The sequence below is a fragment of the Gammaproteobacteria bacterium genome (assembly GCA_033344735.1).
Lineage (GTDB): Bacteria > Pseudomonadota > Gammaproteobacteria > UBA4575 > UBA4575 > UBA1858.
Window position 1 is genome coordinate 2,369,214 of sequence record JAWPMW010000001.1, and the last position, 22,179, is coordinate 2,391,392.

The following is a 22,179-nucleotide window of genomic DNA, read 5'->3' on the forward strand; positions in this document are numbered from 1 at the left end:
TTTTATTTACTTTTAAAAGTCAGCAAAAATCAGATGCCTGCAACATATACATTTAAATATATCGTTAAATTGGCGTTGCAACATCGGCGCACTTTAGTCGCAGCTAATATAATTGCAATATTTGCTGTATTGGCCAGTGTACCAATCCCATTATTAATTCCATTACTGGTTGATGAAGTATTGCTGGAGCAGCCAGGAAAAGTGGTTGCAGCTTTCAACTGGATTTCTGCAGGTAGCAACCATAGCCCATTGTTTTATATAACAGGAATTCTAATAGTCACTGTTGTGCTTAGAGTGGGGTCTGTACTATTAAATTTATGGCAGACCAAGAAATTCGTTGGTATTTCTAAAGATATAATTTATAGAATTCGTTCACAATTGCTAAACAGATTGCAGTCAATTGCTATGTCTGAATATGAAACAGTGGGCAGTGGTACCGTATCATCCCTATTTGTGACTGACTTAAATACTGTTGATACTTTTGTCGGAGAGACTGTTAGTAAAGTTATAGTTTCAATACTAACTATAATTGGTGTAGCTGCGATTTTGCTTTGGCTGCATTGGCAATTGGCATTGTTTATATTGCTAATGAATCCAGTAGTGATTTACTTCACTATGGTAGTTGGTAAACGCATCAAACATTTAAAGAAGGATGAAAATAAAGCTTTTGAAGTGTTTCAACAGGCATTGACTGAAACTTTAGATGGTATTCAGCAGATTCGAGCAAGTAATCGTGAGAAATTTTATTTATTACGATTAGATAAACTAGCTGCAAAAGTTCGGGATCATTCAACTGCTTACTCGTGGAAGAGCGATGCAGCTAATCGCCTATCATTTGTCATTTTTTTGGTTGGCTTCGATATCTTTCGAGCAGTAGGAATGATTATGGTGTTGTTAGCTGGTTTATCTATCGGTGAAATGATTGCTGTATTTGGTTACCTCTGGTTCATGATGGGGCCAGTACAAGATGTGTTAAATATCCAATATTCATACTATAGCGCTAAAGCTGCGTTAGGCCGGATTAATGAGCTAATGTATTTACCTAATGAGCCTGTGTATGAACATGAGCAAAATCCATTCCTAAATCAAAAAGGAATTAAGGTTGATATTAAAAATATAAAATTTGCTTATGGTGATGGTCCTTATGTGCTTAATGGCGTTAATCTATCTATTAATTCGGGAGAAAAAGTTGCATTGGTGGGCGCTAGTGGTGGTGGTAAGTCTACATTGGTACAGATTTTACTAGGTTTATATCCACCATTATTTGGAGAAATTAAATTCAATGGTGTGTCTACTGAAAAAATTGGTATGGAGGTTGTACGTGAACATGTTGCTTGTGTATTACAACATCCAGCCTTATTTAATGACACATTGAGAATGAATCTAACTTTAGGTCGAGAAGTATCTGATGAGAAATTGTGGGAAGTGTTGGAAGTAGCACAAATACGTGATGCTGTTGAAGAAATGCCGCGTCGCTTAGACAGTTTATTGGGAATGGATGGAATTCGACTGTCTGGAGGTCAACGTCAACGCATTGCCATAGCACGAATGGCATTAACCAATCCTAATGTTGTCATACTTGATGAAGCCACCTCTGCGTTAGATGCTGAGACTGAAGCGCGAGTACATCAATCATTGCAAGCCTTTCTACAAGATAGAACTACGATTATTGTTGCGCATAGATTAAGTGCGGTAAAACAGGCGGATAGAGTATTCGTATTTGATGACGGAAAAATATCTGAGCACGGAAGTCATGAAGAGTTGTTAGGCTCTAATGGTTTATACACCAAGCTATACGGTCGACAGCAAACCGGCTAGTTTTGTCAGCTGTTATGTTCGCTGTGATATCACTAGCGTATATACTATAGCTACTAATATTATTTGAGTTGTTTTTATGCATACTGGTCAACCCGCAATATTTTTAGATATACCTACACGTTCTCGTTACCTAACGTTTGCAATTAAGCACCCTCTCGAATTAAAAAATGTGTTATCTGGTTTATCACATATGGTGGATGGAACAAGTGTGGTAATGGGTGTTGGGATCAAAGTCGCGACTACCATGCAAAAAGAAATTCCTGGGCTACATCTATTCCCAGATCTAAGTAAAGCAAAGGTACCCATGTCAGCAACACCAGGTGATTTATGGTTTTGGTTGCGTGGAGATGACTTGGGTGAATTACTACACCGTGGTCGGGCTATTGAAGTTATTGCTAAACCAGCATTTGAATTAATCAATGTGGTTGATGGGTTTAAATATGGTGATGGCTTGGATTTGACAGGTTACGAAGATGGCACTGAAAATCCTGAGGGAGAATTAGCTGAACAAGCCGCATTAATGTCTGGTGAAAGTGCCAAGATGGATGGATCTAGTTTTGTGGCGGTACAACAGTGGTTGCATAATTTGGATTATTTTGAAAATTTAAAACAAAATCAACAAGATAATATTATCGGCAGAGATAAATTAACAAATGAAGAAATTTCGGATGCACCTATAAGCGCACATGTAAAACGCGTAGAGCAAGATGATTTTGAACCACCGGCTTATGTGGTTAGGCGATCATCACCCTGGATAGAAAATCAACAGTCGGGTTTAATGTTTGTATCGTTCAGCCACTCATTTGACGCTTTTGAAATGCAATTGAGTAGGATGGTTGGCGAAGATGATGGCATAACTGATGCGCTGTTTACTTTTTCTAAACCGCTCACGGGTAATTATTACTGGTGCCCTCCTATCGGCAAAGAAGGACTAGATCTAGCTCAATTATTAACCTAATTAAGTTGTATAACTAGACCTTAAATTACGTTAATTTCTTTGAGAGTGTCCTTGCAATTGCGAATGAGAACGATTATCATTTACACATTGGTATTCTACATCGTTACTTTATAGGAGCATGAATCATGTCTAATCAGACGGCACTTAGCCATAATCCAAGAAATCAGCAAAATGACGCGATATCTATTTCTAATCTATTAAAAGGTAGGCGATACGCGTGGATAAGTCATGCTGGTGAGACATATTTACTGCAACTGACAAAATCTAATAAATTGTTACTAACTAAATAACTATCAAATCTATTAACTAATTTTCTCGTAAATTAAGTAGCATTGACTCCGCTACTTGAAACTGAGGTACTCAAGCCAGGGCCTGCACTTACAAATATAAGTGGGCGACCTCCTCATAGGCCGGTAGCCAGAGTATTTTTAATTTCATGCAATCAAATTAATCTCTATTTCGTCTAAGTCTGTGAGTGCAAGTATATTTAATACTAGCTTGCGTAATTCCTTGTTAACACATTCCGGAGGACGGAAAATGAAGAAAAAAATCGTTGTAGATTCAGCTATTGCTACTATCCTTTCAGTAGGCATGCTTGCAGCAACCCAAGCTCATGCAGTACCAGATCAGCCTAAAGAGTGGGAAAAATGTGCAGGTATTGCTAAAGCAGGAAAGAATGACTGTGGATCTTTAGATGGCAAACATGGTTGTGCAGGCCAGGCGACAGTTGATAACGCTGATACTGAATGGGTTTATGTTCCAGGAGGTACTTGTGCAAAAATTACTGGCGGTGTTGTAGCTAAAGTGAAACCTGCTAAGTAATAGTCTTAATAAAAAATAAAATATGCATGTGTAGCCCAACAAGTTCTACTCGTTTACTTGAATGAATGGATTAAAATCTGGGCTATGCATGGTATATGAGCTTACATATGTTATCTAAACTTCAACAACAATTCTGGGGTGCTCTGACTCAATATGATAATGCAATTATTGCCTCAATAAGCAGTCAAGGCAAATTGAGCGCAGATGATCGGGTTGAAATTTATCGTACTAATGTAAGGTCCTCACATGTGTCAGTACTTATGAGCGTATATGCAGTATGTGAAAAAATCCTTGGGAGTGATTACTTTAAACAGATTGCAATTAACTATTACAAACGATACCCGTCTAGCAGTTATGACTTAAATGATTACGGGCATAAATTTCCCAGCTATCTCAAACAGTTGTTAATGCAAAGATCTGAATTGGTAGATTTCCAATATCTTTCTGATTTGGCGCAACTGGAATGGAAAATACAAAAAGTATATTTTTCAGCAGACAATGTATTATTAGACATGGCTGAATTTCAAAAATCATGCGTAAATGAAGCTGGCGACATGAAATTTTCTTTGCAAGCTGGCATAGATATTCAATATTCTGAGTTTCCTATCGCTGAGTTATGGGAAATTCATCAAACGTCTACTGTTGCCCAGCAGATTGAAATCACCAATAAAAGTGAACACATTTGTATATATCGAGATGGGCTTCAAGTGGTATTAAAAAAGATAGATGAGGATTTATTTAGTGTGATTTCGGCTATACAAGATAACAAGTCATTATCAGAAATCGCTGATATATTTATAGATGGCAATCGTTTAAATACAGCACTAGAAAAACTGATTAAAAATCAGTGGCTGAGGCATTAATCAAAATGTTCAATGCTGATCAGCTAAATAGTTTGTATCGATACTGTTTTTCTTTAACTGGCGAAGAGCATGAATCATATGATCTATTACAGACTGGTATTGAGAAATTTTTAAATATTGACAACGGCAAGGTAGAGAATAAGTCAGCTTATATAAAAAGAATTATTCGTAATCACTATATCGATGAATGTAGGAAACGATCAAAAGTAGATGAAGAGCAATTTGATGAAACAGTGACTTATGTTGATATGAATACTGACTCGCTTGAAAAAATTGTTGCTTCACAATATCAGCTAGAAGCAGTTTGGCAGCAGTTAACAGTCTCAGAGCGCGAAATCATGTATTTTTGGGCGGTAGAAGGTTACACAACAGATGAATTAGCAGATTTCTTGGAACTGCCGCGAGGTACGCTGCTATCTAAAATTCATCGTTTAAGAAAGCGACTTGAAAAACAATTTGATGAGTCGAATAGGGAAGTAGCATCATGAAGCAAGAGCTAAAAAAAGTTGTCAAAAATTATGTGGAAGAGCAAGAGCTTAGTAATGAACAATTGCAAAGCCTCGCAAAAATAATTAGCGCTAAGCATGAAAATAACAAGTCTACTAATCTTTTAAAATATAGAGCCGTTGCTGCTGCATTGATAGCATCGATTGCGCTAGGATTATTTTGGGGGATGAGTACGTATAACCAAGCAAATATCTCTCAGTCAATTGCTGAAGAAGTGTCATACAATCATTTGCGAATGAAGCCCATGGAGGTATCTAGTCAGTCCATGGATGAGGTGCGTGCTTATTTTACTAATATAAACTTTTCTTTAACTCCTTCACGTTTTGTTGCTGATAATAATTTGCAATTAATTGGTGGCCGATATTGCTCAATTTTGGGCGAAACTGCTGCACAGTTGCGCATGCAGGATCAAGTTACTGGCGATATTCAAATCGTCTATCAAGCACCTTATAACAAGTCAATGTTCCGTGATCTGCCTAAGCTACAAGAAGGTCAAGAACCGGTGCGACATTTTGTTAATGGTATTGGCGTTGATGTATGGGTAGAAAAAGGTATTTTATTTGCTCGTTCTTTTGGCCAATAAAATTTTATAAAGAACCAAAGGCGACAGCGGCTTTAGTTAATGTAAGATTGATGTCGTCAATGCTATGTGCCGCAGAGACAAATCCAGCCTCGTAAGAAGAAGGCGCAAAATAAACACCGTGATCTAACATGATTTGGAAAAATTGATTGAAGTGATCTAAATTACAATTAGATACTTGTTTAAACGTAGTTACTTTTTTCTCATTCGTGAAAAAGAACCCAAACATACCTCCAGCACAATTAACGCTAAGTGGGATGCCTTGTTCATCAGCGCGCATTACTAATCCCTGGGCAAGTTGTTTTGTCTTCTTGGATAGTTCTTTATAAAAGTCTTTTTCTTGAATTAAATTTAACGTCACAATGCCAGCAGTCATAGCAATGGGATTGCCTGATAACGTACCAGCTTGATACACTGGTCCATTAGGAGCTAGATGATCCATGATCTTTTTAGCTCCACCAAAGGCACCCACAGGCATGCCGCCGCCAATCACTTTGCCTAAAGTAGTTAAGTCTGGCATTACATTAAAATATTCTTGTGCACCGCCCAATGCAACGCGAAAGCCAGTCATGACTTCATCGAAAATAAGTAAACTTTCATGGCGTTGAGTAATGCTACGTAAGCCTTGTAAAAAACCGTCGACAGGTAGAACACAATTCATATTACCGGCAACTGGTTCTACAATTATACAAGCAATTTCATCGCCGCAATCATCAAATAGCTTTTCAACTGCTTCAAGATCATTGAAGGGTAGTGTTAATGTATGTGCTGCAAGATCTGCAGGCACTCCTGGTGAGCTTGGCGTGCCAAATGTTAATGCGCCTGATCCGGCTTTGACTAATAGCGAGTCAGCATGGCCGTGGTAGCAGCCTTCAAACTTTAAGATTTTATCTCGTCCAGTATAACCGCGTGCTAAACGAATTGCGCTCATAGTAGCTTCAGTGCCAGAGCTAACCATGCGCACTTGTTCCATTGAAGGCACAAGCTCGCAAACTAACTTGGCCATTTCAGTTTCTAAAATGGTGGGTGCGCCAAAGCTCAAACCATCAACTACCGCTTCTTTAACTGCTTGAATGACAGTGGGGTGTGCATGACCTAATATCATTGGTCCCCATGAACCTACATAATCAATGTATTGCTTGTCATTGGTGTTATACACATAAGCTCCTGAAGCGCGATTGATAAAAACAGGATTACCACCCACCGCTTTGAATGCGCGAACGGGAGAATTTACGCCTCCTGGTATATATTTCTGAGCTTCTTCAAATAGCATCTGTGTAGATTCCATGTTCAATATCCTTAATTCAGAATTTATGTGTCAGTGGACAGATTAAATCAGCGTCGCATTATAACCTGATGATTGAGTTTGTTTGCGGCAGACATTGGATCGTTTGCATTAAAAACCGAATGAGTTGTGGCAATAAGATCAGCGCCAGCATCTAGCGCATAATGGCAATTGTTGGCTGTAATTCCTCCAATGGCACAAATAGGTATGTCTAATAAATATTGCGCTTGAGAAATGATCGATAGTGGACATCGTGGGGCATTTTTCTTGGTTTGTGAAGTGAACATGCTACCAAATGCCACATAGTCGGCGCCTAATTTTTGTGCCTGCAATGCAGAAAACATATGCTTATAACACGAGACGCCAATCAAATAATCGTCACCTAAATAGTCGCGTGCTTCACGCAACGTTAGATCGTGTTGGCCAATATGCACGCCATCGGCATGTATTTGTTTGGCAAGCTTTATTCGATCATTTACGATAAATATCACTCCATAGTCCGCACATATTTGCTTAAGTAGTAATGCTGTAGGAATTAATGCATCGTCGCTAAGCTGTTTGTCACGTAATTGAATAACCTCAGCACCTCCTAGAATCGCTAACTCCACACGCTCAGCCCATTCTTGATGAGCATAATGTTGGTTATCAGTGAGGACGTATAGCCCTTCTAGAGGTGTTTGTCGCATGATTGATATATTTATTTAACGGATGCGTTTAGGGATCCATTGACCGCTTCCAATAGCTTGTGCATCTTTTAAAGATTGCCAAGTAAAATGTTGTGCTTTTTCCACTGCGGTATGCATATCTAATCCTAATCCGAGATAACAGGCAATAGAGCTACTAAGTGTGCAACCGCTACCATGGTACATATGGGGTAAGCGCGGCCAATCATATTGCGCTTGCATGCCCTCTTGACTGAATAATCTATTTTGCACTTGCTCAGTATCATTGTCAGCACCAGTGACTAGGACGTATTTAGGTCCAAGTTCGCATAGTGATCTTGCTTGTGTAGTGACACCGCAACTATCATCAGTGATTGTATTCAATTCTTTGAAGTTAGGTGTGATAACTGTAGTCAACGGAAATAAAGATTCTCTAATAGCGTTAATGGTATCCATATTGCTAAAATCGGTTCCATGACTTGCTGAAAACACCGGATCAAAAACCACGGGTACTTCAGGGAGTTGTGCAAGTATATTAGCAATAGTAAATGCGACTGCTTCGTTAGGTACTACACCAATTTTACAACTGGCAACTTGTAAATCATCAAGTAAGACAGAGGCTTGTTGCTGAATGATGGATGAATCAATTGCGCTAACAGAGAATGCTTGTACAGAGTTCTGTACAGTTAGACAACTCGCAATTGGTAATGTGTGGCCGCCACAACTGGAAATGGCTTCAATATCTGCTTGGAGGCCTGCGCCCCCAGAAGGGTCAAGACCGCTAAAGCATAGAATCGGCGGGCGCAAATTTTGTGCTTGCATAAGTACACTAGGTCGATATGATTCACTCAGTTTATCACGCTAGAAAACTAAGGATACGGATTAACTTAAAGAGGAACAGGACGTGTATAAGAAATATATGTGTGTTATTTGTGGTTGGATTTATGATGAAGAAAAAGGAGCGCCCGACGATGGCCTAGAACCCGGTACAAAATGGGATGATATACCTATGAATTGGCAATGCCCTGAATGTGGCGCAATTAAGGATGATTTTGAAATGGTTGAAATAGCATAGCTTTGTCACCATCACTAAAAACTAGAAGCATTCCAGTATAGGTGGGAATATAGATATAGCTATACTTAAAGATCAAAGCAAATTTAAAGCAACAATAAATATCTCAAACATAATTTAAATTAAAACAGGGAACTAAACTATGACGGCACTTATCTGTGGTTCGTTCGCATATGACAACATTATGGTCTTTCAAGATCAATTTAAAAATCATATCTTGCCGGATAAAGTACATATTCTAAATGTATGTTTCTTGGTACCAGATATGCGTCGTGAGTTTGGTGGCACCGCGGGCAACATCGCCTATAATTTACACTTAATAGGAGGTGATGGTAAACCGATGGGAACCGTAGGTAGAGACTTTGCACCATATGCCGAATGGATGAATAAAACAGGTGTTAGTCAAGATTACATTACACCATTAAACGACTCCTATACTGCGCAAGCATTTATCACTACTGACTTAGATGATAATCAGATCACTGCATTTCACCCAGGCGCAATGAATTTTGCACATAGCGTTAAAATTCCAAGTAATGATGGTATTAGTTTAGGTTTAATATCACCTGATGGACGCGATGCAATGATCCAACATGCAGAACAATTTGCTGATGCTAACATCCCATTTATTTTTGATCCAGGACAAGGCTTGCCAATGTTTGAAGGCAGTGATTTAAAAACATTCATTGATCAAGCTACCTATGTCACTGTTAATGATTATGAATCACAACTTATGCAAGAACGTACAAGTTTATCAGAAGGTGAAATTGCTGAACGCGTAGAAGCACTAATTGTGACGCGCGGCGCAGAAGGCTCAACAGTTTATTCAAATGGAAAGAAAATTAGCATTCCAGTTGTCGCTGTAAATGAGCTTAAAGACCCTACCGGCTGCGGTGATGCTTATCGAGCAGGGTTAATCTACGGAATAATGAATGACATGGATTGGGAAACAACATGTCGTATTGCGTCATTGTTAGGTGCAATTAAAATTCAGCATCATGGCACTCAAAATCATTCCTTCTCTCTCGCTGAATTCAAAGATCGGTTCAAAGAAGAATTTAATCGTGAACTTTAAACTGTTTGAATTGCAGAATTCTTATTAGTGCAATCTTTTATCTAGAATAAATAAAAGAAAGCTATGAAAAATTCATTATTAATAGCGATTGCTATGTTTATACTTATATCTTGTAGTGCAGAAGTCGGTAGTGAGAGGTGGTGTAATAATCTTGATTCTAAGGCAAAAGGTGATTGGACCATGAATGAAGCTAAAGACTATGCTAAGCATTGCCTATTTAAGACTGGGCAGTAAGAGTTAAATAATCGTAGCCATGTTTGGTATCAGGGTCTCACTATATGTTCTGATCGGTTGCTTATTTTTATTGCAAGCATGTTCAGATTCAATTTCATTAATGCCAATCCCTCAAGACGGAGTGATTCTTGCTTTTGGTGACAGTTTGACAGTGGGAGTGGGGGTCTCAGATGCCCATAGTTATCCAGCCGTGTTGGCCCAGCTAGCAGGGAGGAAAGTTGTTAGTTCAGGCATCTCTGGGGAAGAAACAACTCAAGGGCTAGCACGATTGCCTGGTGTGATGGATGACGTGAATCCGGATTTGTTAATTTTGCTGCAAGGTGGTAATGATATATTGCGAAATAGGAGTTTGCAGAAAACAAAGCAAAACTTAGCAGCAATGATTGAGTTAGCGCAATCAAGCGGTGTTCAAATTGTATTAATTGGAGTACCTGAAAAGAAGTTGTTTTCTGATATGGCGCCACTATATGAGGAGTTAGCTGAGCAATATAACTTAGTGTTAGCCAATGATTTGCTTTCCAATTTATTGCGCGATAATGAGTATAAATCTGATGCAGTGCATTTAAATCAACAAGGCTATCGCGTACTGGCAGAATCAATTCATAAGTTACTTGTCAAACATGGTGCGCTATAACTAGTCTACTCTATTAAATTTATTCTTTTGGTGCGTGTTAGTACCTCTAGGTATTATTATGATAAAAATAAAAGTAATTGCATTTTGTGCTGTATTTGTGTCTATTTTTTCTTATTCAGTGATTGCATGTGAGAATAAATCACGCATGCTTGAGGTAACAGCAACGGCATATACATCATCTGTAGGTGAGACTGACTCTACGCCGACAATTTCTGCCTGGGGTGATCGTTTGAAACCTGGTATGAGAGTGATTGCAGTATCTCGAGATTTGCTCGCGATGGGTTTGACTCATGGCACATTAGTTTCTATCGAAGGTTTCAAGAATGATTTTATTGTGCTGGATAAAATGAATAAGCGCTGGAAAAAGAAAATTGATATTTATATGGGCAATAATAAACGTAATGCACTTAACTGGGGTAAGCGAAAAGTTAATATTTGCTGGAAGTATCAATAAATAATATATACTCTTTCTTATGCGATTTATTTTTTTTAAGCTCTTTCTGCTTATGTTGCTGATTACTTCTGTGTTTGGGTGTTCGTCTGAATCTGAACTAGCTCCTTTCACTAGCGATGGCTGCTCTTTGTTTCCTGATTCATCTTTGATAAATAATGATGATTGGTGTGAGTGCTGTGTTGAACATGATAAGGCTTACTGGAAAGGCGGCACTGAACAACAGCGCGAAAGAGTTGATACAGCTTTGATGCGTTGTGTATTTATAAAAACGAATGATCATGTATTGGCAAACGTCATGTTTGAAGGAGTGCGCTTTGGTGGTAGCCCGTATTTCTATAATTGGTATCGCTGGGGCTATGGTTGGCCATATGACCGCAAATACCAGTCACTCAGCAAAGATGAGGAAAAACTAGCAGACGGTTTGCTAGCGGAATATAAGGCTAGCGGAAATAAAGTCTGTAGCAATTAGTTTCTAAAAGAGATTACTTCCCAGTTATTATTATTTGCATGTGCACGCAAGTTGTCATCTGGATCGACCGCAAAAGGATGTTGAACAGCATTTAATAATGGAATGTCATTATGTGAATCGCTGTAACCATAACTGCCTTCTAAGTTTAATCCGCTTACATCTAACCACTCATTGAGTCGATCTATCTTATGATGAGCGAAGCAAGGCGTATCCAGTTCACCCGTGTATTTACCATCAATTATTTGAGGTTGAGTGGCAATCAGTTTGTGAACGTTATAAAGTTCGGCAATTGGTTGAGTAATAAAATTATTGGTTGATGTAATGATAATTAAATGATCGCCGGCAATTCGGTGCTTTTCTAGTGCAGCCACGCCTTTTTTAGTCATGATCGGTTTGATTCTTTCTTCTACAAATTCTGTGCGCCATTTTTTGAGTGTCTCTAGTGGGTGTTCGCTGAGAGGTTTGAAGGCGAATCGAGAGAATTCATAGATATCCAAGCAGCCTTGTTTATATTGCTCGTAGAATTCTCGATTGGTGCGTTCATAGATTTCTGCGTCTACTACACCTTGCTGCACTAAGTGCTGGCCCCATAAATAGTCACTGTCACCGGCAAGTAAGGTTTCATCGAGGTCAAAAAGAGCGAGTGCCACTTATATCTCCTTTATAATTGTGGTTATTTAGGGTCAAGTTTAGAGAAGTTAGTTGCAAATAACCGTGTATTTGCGCCAATTAGGTGCATGTGAAAGAATGGGTTAGTGCATTTATTCTAACAAACTATAACAAAATGATAGATTCACAGGGGTATCGAGCTAATGTTGGCATTGTATTGTATAACGATGCTGGGCAGCTATTCTGGTGTAAGCGCTGTGGACAAGATGCTTGGCAGTTTCCACAAGGTGGTATTAGCGAGAATGAATCTCCTGAAGATGCGTTATATCGTGAGTTAAAAGAAGAGACAGGTCTGTCCCGCAACGATGTCGAAATCGTTGCCAGTTCTAAACAATGGCTTAAGTATCGTCTCCCACCTCATCTAGTCCGTCGTCGCTGTTTTCCAAAATGCATTGGCCAAAAGCAACGTTGGTTTTTGTTGCGCATGGTGTCAGATGAAAGTCGCATAGATTTACAGAATTCAGATATTCCTGAGTTTGACGGATGGGCATGGGTAGATTATTGGCAACCAATCAATGATGTAGTGTTTTTTAAACGTAAAGTTTATCGACGCGCGTTAACTGAATTTGCGCCTATTATGAATATTTCTGTCGATTAATAACTATTGGTTAGGTTTTTTCCTTAACCAAATAATTATTCCTGTAAAAGCGAGTATTAATAAAAGTATTGCTGCAATTGACATAATATTTTGTCCCCAGCCACCTAGTAATCTTCCGCTGTGTAAATCTAATAAAACGCGCTCGTAATTTATCTCATTACTGCGCGCATGTTCTTGAATGAGTTTATCTATGTCGTTAGGTGTATGCGTGGGTGCAACCCATTTAGGGTGTGGACCTTTCAATGGCTGCCAGGCCGACAACTCCTTACTGCCTTTCCAGTAAGTGTTAACACCGCGTATTACTGGATGGCCATTACTAGTGATTGAAATGCCTAATGGGTTTTCAGGTAAACCAGTGTATTTGCCGATTTCATCAACAATTTGTCCATCATGGTCTATCAAGACTAAGCTTGACTGAGTAGCCAGCAATATAAAGTCATCAAGATATAATGCTCCGACCAAAGATTGTTTAAGATTTAGTGCGTAGTGCCCATTCAGATAAATATAATTGCTTGCTTGCGAGACAAGATGGCCATTCGTTTGAAATGACGTGACGCTAAACTCGCCGATATTATAGTGGTTAAGTAACCAAGCTGTACTAATGTGAGATTTATTTAGTTTCAATGTGTCACTGAAATTTAAGAATAGGCCAGTTGCGGATAATACAATCACAAACAGTGATGCGGTCACTCCGATATATCGGTGCCAGATGTGTAGCTTTGCCATGGGTGCTTATTATTGTTATGTCTATATGAGTCTTTTGTCCCTGAGCATTTAGCGTAGCAAATGCTGGGTTTATATTATTCTTCTTTTACCACTTGTTTGTGCAAGTAAAGCGCCATTCTAGACAATTTCTTCATAGCATTCACTGACATAGTTGCGCCAGTGATATTATCGATAGGTTGATTGAGTTTATTTTTGGTCGTTAGATAAGCGCCATCAAATTGCTCTGTAAAGAAATCATTGCGAATTTCCCAGCCACGACTTTCTCTGAAGACTAGCACTTTGAATTGTTCGACTTGATTATCTGAAATGACAAAACCAGCAGTAATTGGGAGTTCTTTGCCAATTTTCTCAAGAATCCAAACTGTGCGATCTCCATCACGCCAATAGGGAATGCGAATTTTACTATAGCGATGTCCAAGTATAGATTTTAATTCTTTGCTGAGATCGCCTTTTACAATGACACGTTCAGCTTCTGGAGCAGTGCTAGAAAAGATTTCAAGAATAAAATCTTCTGGAGACTGGTAAACCCCCTTAGCCCATGAGTATGAACAGGCTAAAGAGGTTACCAATATTAACAATGTAATAATCGATTTACGCATGTAACTGTAGATTATCTGATTTTGCATTGCTAAGTAAGGCAGTAGTAAATTTTTAGAACTGCCAACCTATACCAAGATTGTATCCTTTGAAATCGCGATCTTCTTCTGCGTCTTCATCATGCTCGCGGTCTTGGTAATCTGCTTTTAGTACTACATGTTCATGTAACCACCAGTTTGCACCTAATGTCCACTGGTTGAACTCATCACGTTCACGTGCCCCCTCAACATCTTCGTAACGGAAGAAGAATCCAAGGTTTTCAATTGGTTTGATGCTTGGCTCTATGTACCAGCCTTTTTGCTCATCATCATCTGCAGCCTCAACCGCATCACCATCAAAGTCCCATTCTGCATAATAAGCACGTAGGCCAACACCTAAACCACCAACGTTACCGGCATAGGCAAGATGAGCAGCGTATAAGAAACCATCGTCTAAGCCATCTCCACCAGTTTGTGATGCATCATCTTGGTGTTGAAGCGCTAAACCAACTTCTAAGCCTTGTACACCTGTGTATGTGACTGCACCCGTATAAGCAACATGGCTACCATCGGCATTAGATGCTTTTTGGCGACCACTACGCACTCGATATGCATTGCCCCCAGTAGTCGGAATTTCTAATCCAGAGTGAACTGCTGCTTCTAGTTTGAAGCCAGCATCAAATACATGGGTTAATTTAGAGCCAACAGCCCACCATGTTGCAGGCGTAATGATCGCTTCAATGTTATTTCTTTCCACTCCGTAGAATGTATCGGGCTCATGAGTTTCGTTGAGAATGCCTACTGGTATTAAGAACACACCACCCAATACGCTTGAGTTGTTATTAAAGTCATACTCTATGTAAGCTTGTTCAATTTCGACTTCACCGCCTAATGGGTCACCATCTGATTCAACGCCACCATGCTCAATCTCAAACTCAGAGAAGAAACGCAGTTTTTCAGTAAATTGATAACCAAAGAACAAGACAAAACGATGAATATCAAATTCGTCTAAATCTCTAGAATCATCTTCTGCGTTTAAATTGTTGTAGTGGACTTCACCATAGCCGCCAATGGACAGATTCTGTAGGCCTTCAAGTAGTGGGTTTTCTATTGCTTCGGCTGCAGCTTCTGCAACTTCTGTTGCTTCCTGTGCATTGTCCGTTGCAACTTTGGCAGATGCTGCAGCTTCTTCTGCTGCATGTTTTGCATCTTGTACTGCTTTTTTATTTTCTTCTCGTTCAGACATGAGGAATTTTACAGCGGCTTTAAGCTGTTCATATTCTTCCTTGTCGACAGTCACTTGCTCGCCAGCAAACCCATTGCTAGAAATTAAAAGTGACATACTTACGAGAAAACCGAATGAAAATTGTTTAACTTTCATTGATGTACTCCCTTTAAATTACTGAAAAATAAGAAGATTTATTTAAATGTTTGTGTGTCTAAAGAAGAAGAATATAGCAATAATAGTGCAAATGCAAATCATTCTTATTAAGCTTTATATCCTCATTTAAGGTAGATTTGTGTTAAATTCATGTCTAATGGCGCTGACATTATTGAGCGCTATTCAGGCAGTTAGTTAAGGAGTCTGATACGTAATTTAGTGAAAGTATTTATTAGGATATAAAGAATGATCAGAACTATTTTGATAACAGTATTGATAATGGTCACAACATTTTTCGCCAATGCGACATTGGCTGCGGCTGCGGTAACTTCAAAACAAGTCGGACATCACTACATTCAGATGGCTTATCAAATGTTCGCTGATACGCATAAAACAGCTGTGATATTGGAGCAATCAATTAATCAATTTATTGCAAATCCAAATAGTCAAACACATGAGACAGCTAAAAAAGCTTGGATTAAGGCACATATCACATATTCACAAACGGAAGTATTTAGATTTGGTAATCCCAATGTGGACGATTGGGAAGGGAAAGTGAATGCTTGGCCAATGGATGAAGGATTACTGGATTATGTTAATGAGGATTACCATTACGAAGATGGTAATCCTCATGCTAATGAGAATCTTATAGCCAGCCAAGCTGAGATTAACACTGAGTTAGTAAAATCAACGCATGAAAAAGCAGGGTCAGAAGCAAATGTGGCGTCAGGATATCACGCGGTAGAATTTTTGTTATGGGGACAGGATCAGAATGCAGAGAATGCATCATCAGGAAACCGTTCGCATACAGATTTTTTGCAAAGTGATCTCTGCACAAATCCTCCTTGTGATCGTCGTGCAGGATATCTTGGTGTGATTACACATTTAATTGTTAATGACGTTGCAGAAATGCTAGAGCAATGGCATCCATCAACAGGTAGTTATGCAAAAGAATTTGCTGGGTTAACTGGCAATGAGCAAGTTCACAGAATGTTATTGGGTATCGGCGGTTTGGGCTTTGGTGAGTTGGCTGCAGAACGAATTCGTGTTGCTTTAATTGCTAATTCTCAAGAGGATGAACAATCCTGCTTTAGTGATACTACTGATTTGGCTATACTAAGTAACACAGTCGCGATAAGAAATATTTACCTCGGTCAGTATGAAACTTTGCAGGGTGAATTGATTGAAGGTCCTTCGCTAAGTGATCTGGTCTCAAGTTCGAAGTTAGATAATCAGCTAAAAGAACAATTAGAATCTAGTGTGTCGACTGCTAATGAAATTTCACAAGTTGCAAGACATGGTGAGCCTTTTGATCAACAAATACTACAGAATAACCATCAAGGTAAATTGCGGTTAGAAAAATTAATTGATCAACTAAGAGATCAAACTCAGACCATAGAAATGGTTATGCATCTAGTGAAGACGAATTCTTAAAATACTCGATGAATGCTTGAATTGTTTAAATATTTAGGGTTTATCTTATGCTTCTATTGCTCAATAGCGCAGTCGAAGCACCCATATTCAGGTGGAGAAACTACGGTATTCAATGAAGGAGTCAATGCTTTTTCAATGCCGGCAAAAAATTTATCTTTACTTAGGCGGGAAGGGTTCTTTATTGGTAATGCTTTTTTTAAAAACCCCTGGGTAACAGCACCTGCCTCTACTTCTGCAAGAGATGGGTTAGGGCCTTTATTTAATACTAACGCTTGCCAATCTTGTCATGTGAAAGATGGAAGAGGTCGACCCCCTAATAATGATGAGTTGATGATTTCAATGCTTGTAAGGGTTAGTGTTGATGTTCCATATACTGATCAAAATCAACAGTCATTAATTAAGAATGGTTTGATAGCAGATCCAGTTTACGGTTCACAGATCCAGAATCGTGCAGTTGAGGGAGTTAAGCCTGAAGCGAAAGTGACACTTGCATGGCATGAATCAGATTTCAAATTTCCTGATGGTGAAATAGTATCGCTGAGGCGGCCAGAAATTATTCTGTCAAATTTAGCGTATGGTGATCTTCACGAGAATGTAATATTTTCTGCGCGAGTAGCACCGGTAATGGTCGGTATGGGTTTATTGGATGCGATACCTGAAGAAACACTTGAGAATTTTGTCAGAGCGCAAAAGCAATCTAATGCAGGAGTATCTGGCAAGCTAAATCAAGTTTGGGATAGACAATTAAATAAAATCACTGCCGGTCGCTTTGGTTGGAAAGCAGCAATGCCAACTGTTAGGCAGCAAGTTGCTGCTGCATTTTCTGGAGATATTGGGATTACTTCTCATTTTTTCCCCGAATCTACATGTAGTAATAAACAAGTGCACTGCTTATCAAAACCTTCAGGTGGTGAGCCTGAGCTGGAAGATGAGATCTTGGACTTTGTTACCTTCTATTCTAAATCTCTAGCTGTGCCTGCCAGAAGAAATTTAGATAGCGCATCAGTTATGCAGGGAGAGAGGATATTTGCAGAGCTAGGTTGCAATCATTGTCATATAGACACGGTTACTACAGGGATAGATAAACAGTTTCCTGAATACAGTCAGCAAGAAATTCATCCCTACACAGATTTGCTCTTGCATGATATGGGTGAGGGGCTTGCCGATGGTATGCGTGAGTTTGATGCTTCTGGTTCAGAGTGGAGAACACCGCCATTATGGGGAATTGGTCTATTGCAAACAGTAAATGAGCACACCAATCTACTGCATGATGGGCGTGCTCGAAATGTTGAAGAAGCTATTTTATGGCATCAAGGAGAAGGAATTTCTTCTAGAGACGCTTACGCAAACCTAACTTATAAAAAACGTAAAAGTCTATTGGATTTTGTTAATTCCCTCTAATTGCTTAGTCAGCAGAGCTGTCACTTAACATCATTTCTTGTAAGTAGTTTTTAATGCCTGCATGGCTGATTCTATCAAATTGCTCTTCTAGCCAGTCAACATGCTCTTCTTCACTTTCTAATATATGTTCAAACAATTCTCTGGATACATAGTCTTTGACACTTTCACAGTAAGCAATAGCCTCTTTTAGATCAGGAATAGCCTCCATCTCTAATTGAAGGTCGCATTTGAGCATTTCTTCCGGGGATTCGCCTATGTAAAGCTTTCCTAATGTTTGTAGATTGGGTAAACCTTCTAGAAATAAGATGCGTTCAATTAGCATGTCTGCATGTTTCATTTCATCAATCGATTCGTGATATTCATGATCGTTTAACTTCATTAACCCCCAGTTTTTATACATACGCGCATGTAAAAAATATTGGTTAATGGCGGTTAATTCATTTTTAAGCGTCTTATTTAAAAACTCGATTACTTTAGCGTCGCCTTTCATTTTCGTTCATCCATGTAAATTGATTATTGAGTAAAGTATAAACCAAAAATATGTAAAACATTGATTTGAAAATGAAGATGCAATCGTAGAAACGATTGATTATCATTTGCTGAGTTGAAAATTGTCGTTGAGCTGATTTAGACGAGATTAACTACAAATTCTTTGGGAAGGTTGTTATCTGATATGGCATTGCTTTGGCATTGGCTGCGGCAATTTCTCATGCACTGGCGTGCGTGGTTTTTACATTCACCGCACTGAGTGGCGACACCTAACTCAGATTGCACATCTGAAAATGAAGAAGCTCCATTATTAACAGCTTCCTCAATATGTCGATCAGTGACTTGTTTGCAGATACATACGAACATGCTGTAAAGATAATGCAAATGAGAATGATTGTCAATACCATCCATAATGGGGTAGATCGCAGATCCGATGAAATACGAGTAAAGTCCCATTCCTATGAGCTTTATTCAAATTATCTGCTGCCACGGAATTCCTGAATGACTAAGACATTACAAGCATATGTGCTGTGGGTGCTGTATTCATTTGGCTCATTATTGATTAGTTTTTGGCTTGCATGGCAATTGTCAGCGCAAGTAAATTTTCTTTACCCGCTTTGGTACTCTGCATTGAAGATTGATCAAACGATCGAACGGACCATGCCCAGACATTTATATAAGCAAGAATTCATTGCTACAGACGTGAGTGAGCACCACCGTTTGTTTGCAGAAATTGTTACCTGTATACAAAATCGCGGACAAGGTTTAGAAGCAATTAAATTTTATAGCCCCTCTGGGAAACAATTAGGTCAGTTTCTTACGCAAAGTGAGATTATTCACTTGCAAGATGTTGCAGCTCTGTTGGATATTCTGGGCTGGTTTTGTTTGGCGACATTTATTTTATGTTTGATAGTGCTAGCTGCGATTATAATTTTTCGAATGGGCATGCCGTCATCTAAGCGATTATTAGTAAGTATCATAAGCGTGCTTACATCGCTAGTAGTATTGATACTTGTATTTGGTGCAAAGAAGTTTTTCTATTGGCTACATACCGTGGTGTTTCCAGATAACCATCAATGGTTCTTTTATTATGAAGAGTCACTGATGAGTATGTTGATGAAAGCCCCTGACCTTTTTGCACCCATTAGTGTGCAGTTATTGCTGTTGGGTATCTTTATATGGCTGCTGCATTTAATGTTAGTACGAAAATTCGGTCGTTTTAGAATGGTTTAACAACGACTAGTATAACAATTGCAATTAATGCCAGCACAGGTGCTTCATTAAACCACCTAAACCAAACATGTGATTTAGTGTTGCGGTTAAGTTTGAAAGCTTTTACAAGAAAGCCACACCAGATGTGATAAAAAATTAGAAGCCAAATCAGCCCTAACTTTATATGCATCCAATAACCGATCATGTAAACGTCCCATGCAGGAATTAGCATCCATGTGCCGAATACAATCGTAAGTATTGCGCCCGGAGTCATTATGCCGAAGAATAATTTTCTTTCCATAATTTTAAAACGCTCATTGCTAATCTCATCATTGCACATGGCGTGATAAACAAATAAACGTGGTAGGTAAAATAATCCTGCAAACCAAGTAACCATAAAAATAATGTGTAAGGCCTTAAGCCATAGCATAGTGTTACCTCATGTATAACTGTTCAAATTGTTCGCGTGTAAGCACTCCATATATATAACGAGGAGCATTTTTATTCCAATGTGTTACACATAGCGCTTCAGATGTGTCTTGATTAAATATTTCTCTTGCTTTAGCAAGCGTCGCACGCAAATCTATTTGTGATATTTCTAATCTCTTGGCCGGAATTTGCATTAAGTCGATATTATCTTCATCGATGTCTTCTTTTTCTAGATATTGAATAAGGTCTACGCCTCTAATGAGTACAGTTGGAGTGCGACCGTCTTCTATGCAAATCCATTGTGGATTATTTTCTAATGCTTGAAGTGCTTGATTCAAGTTAGTTACATTGGGTAATAGGCTAAAACTTCGGCTCATAGCTTTTGCGACACCGATTCTTTGTAAAGACTGCGTGATTGGATCTTCATGAAAATCCAACCCGCGGACATTCAGCAATAAGTCGAATACTGGGGGCTGTTTAAATAATTGCCGACTGATTAATTGCGCAACTACAATAGCAATCATACTAGGCCAAATTACAGAATGGTTGGCAGTGATTTCAAACACAGCTGTTAATGCAGCTAATGGTGCTTGTAAGCATGCACCCATCATTGCGCTCATACCAATAAGTGCATACAAGCTATAATTTTCTATTGGGACTTCCAAAATTTGATGTAAGAAGATTGCCATTAATGATCCTCCTACAGCGCCTATCACTAAGCTTGGGCTAATTAACCCAGCTGGCATCCCGCAACCAACAGAAATTGCCGTTGCGAATAATTTTGTGATCATGATTATCAGCAACAATGTCATTGGAATTTGCCCGAGTACGGCTGCATTTAATGTGTCATATCCCAAGCCCATTACTTGTGGTACTTGGTAAGCAATGATTCCAGTAGCAGCACCTGCAATTAGAAAGCGAATTCCTATGCCTAAGGGTTGAGTTAATTTTGTGATATGTTTGATTAGAGTGGTAAATAAAGTTGATGCAAAGCCAACCAATAAACCAATTAAAATCACAAAAGGCATTTCTGCCAGTGAAATAGAAGTAATATTAACAAAAGCGACTAATGGCTCATCACCAAGAAAGCTGCGTGATACACCAGTTGCGGCAACGGCTGAAATAATGATGGGAATAAAACTAGCAAAAGTATATTCAACCATGATTATTTCCATGGCAAAGATAACGCCCGCTAACGGCGTATTGAATGCGGCAGAGATTGCAGCAGCAGCGCCACATGCGACTAGTGTGCGAATAGCATTATTAGGAAGTCCGAACGTTTGACCTAATGCACTGCCTACATATGAGCCCAAGTGGATGGCGGGACCTTCTCGACCTAAAGAGTGTCCACTAATGAGAGCAATACATGCGCCGATGAACTGCAGGATGAAGCTGCGTAATCTTAGGTACCCTTGGTGGTAGCGAAGTCGTTCTAGCACGTTAACTACACCAACCGCGCTATCTTCTTTTGCAATGAGTTTAAAGATAATGGCTAGCAGGGTAGAACCAATAATTGGAGCGATTAGTCGAGAAGCTGGGGTTAAATCTTCAAAATTTTCTGCAATATGGCCTGGCAACCAAAAGCTAAGTGAATGATCGATGATCAAAATAAAAGCAACTAGAATGCAACCAGTCAATATTCCAACTAAGAGTCCTAATATTGATGACTGTATAAGGGCGTCAGGTTTTGCGGTTTGTAGGCGAAATTCGTCTAAACTATCGGTGATTCTTTGGGTTAGCGGCAGCTTCGGCTTCATGCGTGTATTATGCCACGCTATAAACATATGCGAATTTAAAAGTTTGCGAGAAATGCATATTTAAATATCATCTGG

Annotated in this window: 28 protein-coding genes; 17 read left to right on the plus strand and 11 right to left on the minus strand. The window is 39.1% G+C overall.

All coding sequences use genetic code 11. The annotated features are described in order from the left end of the window. Positions 1-33: 33 nt before the first annotated feature. The 7 genes from R8G33_12175 (at position 34) to R8G33_12205 (ending at position 5,551) form a co-directional block, all read left to right on the plus strand. A complete protein-coding gene (locus R8G33_12175; GenBank protein MDW3096422.1) occupies positions 34-1,818 on the plus strand; it encodes an ABC transporter ATP-binding protein in 1,785 nt (594 codons plus the stop codon). A gap of 76 nt (positions 1,819-1,894) precedes the next feature. Then, positions 1,895-2,776, plus strand: a complete 882-nt coding sequence (locus R8G33_12180) for a Dyp-type peroxidase (protein ID MDW3096423.1) — start codon at positions 1,895-1,897, stop codon at positions 2,774-2,776. A gap of 125 nt (positions 2,777-2,901) precedes the next feature. After that, positions 2,902-3,066 (plus strand): hemin uptake protein HemP, encoded by a 165-nt coding sequence (hemP, locus tag R8G33_12185; protein ID MDW3096424.1) that lies wholly within the window; start codon positions 2,902-2,904, stop codon positions 3,064-3,066. Between the two features lie 247 nt (positions 3,067-3,313). Further along, on the plus strand, positions 3,314-3,598 hold the full coding sequence (locus R8G33_12190) for a DUF2282 domain-containing protein (GenBank protein ID MDW3096425.1): 285 nt from the start codon (positions 3,314-3,316) through the stop codon (positions 3,596-3,598). A gap of 107 nt (positions 3,599-3,705) precedes the next feature. Next, on the plus strand, positions 3,706-4,461 hold the full coding sequence (locus R8G33_12195) for a DNA-binding domain-containing protein (GenBank protein ID MDW3096426.1): 756 nt from the start codon (positions 3,706-3,708) through the stop codon (positions 4,459-4,461). A gap of 5 nt (positions 4,462-4,466) precedes the next feature. Further along, a complete protein-coding gene (locus R8G33_12200) occupies positions 4,467-4,949 on the plus strand; it encodes a sigma-70 family RNA polymerase sigma factor (protein ID MDW3096427.1) in 483 nt (160 codons plus the stop codon). After that, positions 4,946-5,551 carry a hypothetical protein gene (locus R8G33_12205; protein MDW3096428.1) on the plus strand — a complete coding sequence of 202 codons (606 nt, stop codon included), beginning with the start codon at positions 4,946-4,948 and terminating at the stop codon, positions 5,549-5,551. Before R8G33_12200 ends, R8G33_12205 begins: the two co-directional genes overlap by 4 nt. Before the next feature lie 4 nt (positions 5,552-5,555). Here the strand turns inward: R8G33_12205 and hemL are convergent, their stop codons facing one another. From hemL to R8G33_12220, 3 genes are read right to left on the minus strand one after another with little or no spacing between them, the layout of a single operon-like run. After that, complete coding sequence (gene hemL / locus R8G33_12210) at positions 5,556-6,836, minus strand: glutamate-1-semialdehyde 2,1-aminomutase (protein MDW3096429.1); 1,281 nt, start codon at positions 6,834-6,836, stop codon at positions 5,556-5,558. 47 nt (positions 6,837-6,883) lie between these two features. Then, complete coding sequence (gene thiE / locus R8G33_12215; GenBank protein MDW3096430.1) at positions 6,884-7,519, minus strand: thiamine phosphate synthase; 636 nt, start codon at positions 7,517-7,519, stop codon at positions 6,884-6,886. Positions 7,520-7,534: 15 nt separating this feature from the next. Further along, complete coding sequence (locus tag R8G33_12220; protein MDW3096431.1) at positions 7,535-8,317, minus strand: hydroxymethylpyrimidine/phosphomethylpyrimidine kinase; 783 nt, start codon at positions 8,315-8,317, stop codon at positions 7,535-7,537. Positions 8,318-8,414: 97 nt separating this feature from the next. Here R8G33_12220 and R8G33_12225 point away from each other — a divergent pair, with 97 nt between their 5' ends. The 6 genes from R8G33_12225 (at position 8,415) to R8G33_12250 (ending at position 11,433) form a co-directional block, all read left to right on the plus strand. Continuing rightward, complete coding sequence (locus R8G33_12225; protein MDW3096432.1) at positions 8,415-8,570, plus strand: rubredoxin; 156 nt, start codon at positions 8,415-8,417, stop codon at positions 8,568-8,570. Positions 8,571-8,709: 139 nt separating this feature from the next. After that, on the plus strand, positions 8,710-9,642 hold the full coding sequence (locus R8G33_12230; protein MDW3096433.1) for a carbohydrate kinase family protein: 933 nt from the start codon (positions 8,710-8,712) through the stop codon (positions 9,640-9,642). A 63-nt stretch (positions 9,643-9,705) separates the two neighbouring features. Beyond that, entirely contained in the window at positions 9,706-9,876 is a 171-nt protein-coding gene (locus R8G33_12235; protein MDW3096434.1) for a DUF3012 domain-containing protein, read from the plus strand. Positions 9,877-9,895: 19 nt separating this feature from the next. Continuing rightward, the gene (locus tag R8G33_12240) at positions 9,896-10,510 is read left to right on the plus strand and encodes a GDSL-type esterase/lipase family protein (GenBank protein MDW3096435.1); all 615 of its coding nucleotides are present in this window, start codon (positions 9,896-9,898) and stop codon (positions 10,508-10,510) included. A 58-nt stretch (positions 10,511-10,568) separates the two neighbouring features. Then, complete coding sequence (locus tag R8G33_12245; GenBank protein MDW3096436.1) at positions 10,569-10,964, plus strand: hypothetical protein; 396 nt, start codon at positions 10,569-10,571, stop codon at positions 10,962-10,964. A gap of 52 nt (positions 10,965-11,016) precedes the next feature. Next, a complete protein-coding gene (locus R8G33_12250) occupies positions 11,017-11,433 on the plus strand; it encodes a hypothetical protein (protein ID MDW3096437.1) in 417 nt (138 codons plus the stop codon). Here the strand turns inward: R8G33_12250 and R8G33_12255 are convergent. Further along, positions 11,430-12,083, minus strand: a complete 654-nt coding sequence (locus tag R8G33_12255) for an HAD family hydrolase (protein ID MDW3096438.1) — start codon at positions 12,081-12,083, stop codon at positions 11,430-11,432. The two genes, R8G33_12250 and R8G33_12255, sit on opposite strands and share 4 nt — an antisense overlap. A gap of 134 nt (positions 12,084-12,217) precedes the next feature. Between R8G33_12255 and R8G33_12260 the strand changes: the two genes are divergently transcribed. Continuing rightward, complete coding sequence (locus tag R8G33_12260) at positions 12,218-12,700, plus strand: RNA pyrophosphohydrolase (protein ID MDW3096439.1); 483 nt, start codon at positions 12,218-12,220, stop codon at positions 12,698-12,700. A gap of 3 nt (positions 12,701-12,703) precedes the next feature. On the opposite strand, the gene R8G33_12265 is transcribed toward R8G33_12260, so the two are convergent. The 3 genes from R8G33_12265 to R8G33_12275 form a co-directional block, all read right to left on the minus strand. Further along, the gene (locus R8G33_12265; protein ID MDW3096440.1) at positions 12,704-13,426 is read right to left on the minus strand and encodes a PepSY domain-containing protein; all 723 of its coding nucleotides are present in this window, start codon (positions 13,424-13,426) and stop codon (positions 12,704-12,706) included. A 74-nt stretch (positions 13,427-13,500) separates the two neighbouring features. Further along, positions 13,501-14,025, minus strand: a complete 525-nt coding sequence (locus tag R8G33_12270; GenBank protein MDW3096441.1) for an FMN-binding protein — start codon at positions 14,023-14,025, stop codon at positions 13,501-13,503. A gap of 52 nt (positions 14,026-14,077) precedes the next feature. Further along, positions 14,078-15,382, minus strand: a complete 1,305-nt coding sequence (locus R8G33_12275) for a porin (GenBank protein ID MDW3096442.1) — start codon at positions 15,380-15,382, stop codon at positions 14,078-14,080. Positions 15,383-15,628: 246 nt separating this feature from the next. Between R8G33_12275 and R8G33_12280 the strand changes: the two genes are divergently transcribed. Together R8G33_12280 and R8G33_12285 are read left to right on the plus strand one after the other, a co-directional pair. After that, positions 15,629-16,816: an imelysin family protein gene (locus tag R8G33_12280; GenBank protein ID MDW3096443.1), complete on the plus strand. Its 1,188-nt coding sequence runs from the start codon at positions 15,629-15,631 to the stop codon at positions 16,814-16,816. A gap of 135 nt (positions 16,817-16,951) precedes the next feature. Continuing rightward, on the plus strand, positions 16,952-18,217 hold the full coding sequence (locus R8G33_12285) for a di-heme oxidoredictase family protein (protein ID MDW3096444.1): 1,266 nt from the start codon (positions 16,952-16,954) through the stop codon (positions 18,215-18,217). Between the two features lie 4 nt (positions 18,218-18,221). Here R8G33_12285 and bfr read toward each other — a convergent pair whose 3' ends face one another. Both bfr and R8G33_12295 read right to left on the minus strand, forming a co-directional pair. Then, on the minus strand, positions 18,222-18,707 hold the full coding sequence (bfr, locus tag R8G33_12290; protein ID MDW3096445.1) for a bacterioferritin: 486 nt from the start codon (positions 18,705-18,707) through the stop codon (positions 18,222-18,224). Between the two features lie 137 nt (positions 18,708-18,844). After that, positions 18,845-19,162 (minus strand): (2Fe-2S)-binding protein, encoded by a 318-nt coding sequence (locus R8G33_12295; GenBank protein ID MDW3096446.1) that lies wholly within the window; start codon positions 19,160-19,162, stop codon positions 18,845-18,847. 45 nt (positions 19,163-19,207) lie between these two features. Between R8G33_12295 and R8G33_12300 the strand changes: the two genes are divergently transcribed. Next, a complete protein-coding gene (locus R8G33_12300; GenBank protein ID MDW3096447.1) occupies positions 19,208-19,939 on the plus strand; it encodes a DUF1461 domain-containing protein in 732 nt (243 codons plus the stop codon). Here R8G33_12300 and R8G33_12305 read toward each other — a convergent pair. Together R8G33_12305 and R8G33_12310 are read right to left on the minus strand one after the other, a co-directional pair. Next, positions 19,926-20,348, minus strand: coding sequence for a CopD family protein (locus R8G33_12305; protein ID MDW3096448.1), 423 nt, complete (start codon positions 20,346-20,348; stop codon positions 19,926-19,928). The two genes, R8G33_12300 and R8G33_12305, sit on opposite strands and share 14 nt — an antisense overlap. A 4-nt stretch (positions 20,349-20,352) precedes the next feature. Beyond that, positions 20,353-22,104: a chloride channel protein gene (locus tag R8G33_12310; protein MDW3096449.1), complete on the minus strand. Its 1,752-nt coding sequence runs from the start codon at positions 22,102-22,104 to the stop codon at positions 20,353-20,355. Positions 22,105-22,179: the final 75 nt, after the last annotated feature.